Raw genomic sequence first — 1,633 nt, 5'->3', positions numbered from 1 at the left:
GAGTGCCGGCGGCGATCCCGAAGGACAGGGCCCGCAACCGTGGGGAGAGCACGGCGAGGGTGACGGCGGCGGCGGTGACGGCGAGCACCGCCCCGAGGGGCAGCGCCCAGTGGGCGGCGGACGGGTCGCCGCTGCCTGCGGTGGGGTTGCCGACGAGCAGGAACACCGCCAGCGCCGCGCACAGCGCGCCGGCGAGCAGCCAGGTGGTGCGGGTGACGCGGCGGCCGGTGGTCGCGGCGGCGAGCGGCAACGCGAACAGCAGCGATGCGACCAGCAGGGGCTGGACGAGCAGCACGGACCCGAACGCGAGCGCGACGACCTGCAGCAGGTAGCTGCCGCCGTCGCCGAGGATGCCCGCCCACCAGCGGGGGCTGCGCAGCAGGGAGCCGACGAGGGAATCGGTGTCGGGCACGGCAGCGGCCGAGCTCTGTTGCGCGATACTGCCGACCGCGACGAGCGCGGCGGCGGCGAGCGCGCACAGGACGGCGACTGCCGTGCCCGTCATCGGGTCAGGCCTGTATTTCGGAGCGGTCCCCGCTCCACAGGGTGTGGAACTTGCCCGGCTTGTCGGTGCGTTCGTAGGTGTGGGCGCCGAAGAAGTCGCGCTGGCCCTGGGTGAGGGCGGCGGGCAGCCGGTCGGCGCGCAGCCCGTCGTAGTAGGACAGCGACGACGCGAACGCCGGGATGGGGATGCCGAGCGCGGTGGCGGTGACCACGACGCGGCGCCAGCTGTCGATGCCGACCTCGATGGCGTCGCGGAAGTACGGCGCGAGGATCAGGCTGGGCAGGGCCGGGTCGGCGTCGTAGGCCTCCTTGATGCGGTTGAGGAACTGGGCGCGGATGATGCAGCCGCCGCGCCAGATGGTGGCCAGGGCGGCGCGGTCGACGTTCCAGCCGTATTCGGCGCTGCCGGCGGCGATCTGGTCGAAGCCCTGCGCGTAGGCGACGATCTTCGAGGCGTACAGGGCGGCGCGGATGTCCTCGGTGAACTGCGCGGCGTCGGCGGGGGCGGCACCGAGGTTGCCGGCGGCGAGACCGCGGGCGGCGGCGCGCTGGTCGCGGGAGCCGGACAGGGCGCGGGCGAAGACCGCTTCGGCGATGCCGGTGACGGGGACACCGAGGTCGAGGGCGGCCTTGACGGTCCAGCGGCCGGTGCCCTTCTGTTCGGCGGCGTCGACGATGACGTCGACGAGGGGTCGGCCGGTGGCGGCGTCGATCTGGCGGAGCACCTCGGCGGTGATCTCGATGAGATACGACTCGAGGGTGCCGGTGTTCCAGTCGGCGAAGACGTCGGCGATCTGCCCGGCGTCGTAGCCGAGGGCGTCGCGCAGCAGGTGGTAGGCCTCGCCGATGAGCTGCATGTCGGCGTATTCGATGCCGTTGTGCACCATCTTCACGAAGTGGCCGGCGCCGTCGGGGCCGATGTGGGTGCAGCAGGGGGTGCCGTCGACCTGGGCGGCGATGGTTTCGAGCAGCGGGCCGAGCGCTTCGTACGATTCGGCGGGGCCGCCGGGCATGATGGACGGGCCGTTGAGGGCGCCTTCCTCGCCGCCGGAGATGCCGGCGCCGACGAAGTGCAGGCCGCGGGCGCGCAGGGCGGCTTCGCGGCGGATGGTGTCGGTGTAGAGGGCGT

2 protein-coding genes are annotated in these 1,633 nt (G+C 73.3%); both read right to left on the bottom strand.

Annotated features, from left to right (window positions below):
• On the bottom strand, nt 1-505 hold a 505-nt coding region (locus tag R1101_RS0123070), incomplete at its 3' end, for a DMT family transporter (RefSeq protein ID WP_016935558.1).
• A gap of 4 nt (nt 506-509) precedes the next feature.
• A partial coding sequence (gndA, locus tag R1101_RS0123065; RefSeq protein ID WP_016935557.1) for an NADP-dependent phosphogluconate dehydrogenase occupies nt 510-1,633 on the bottom strand: 1,124 nt, incomplete at its 5' end.

Source organism: Rhodococcus sp. R1101 (genome assembly GCF_000278445.1).
GTDB classification, from domain to species: Bacteria; Actinomycetota; Actinomycetes; order Mycobacteriales; family Mycobacteriaceae; genus Rhodococcus; species Rhodococcus gordoniae.
This window is presented reverse-complemented; position numbering and strand designations above follow the sequence as displayed.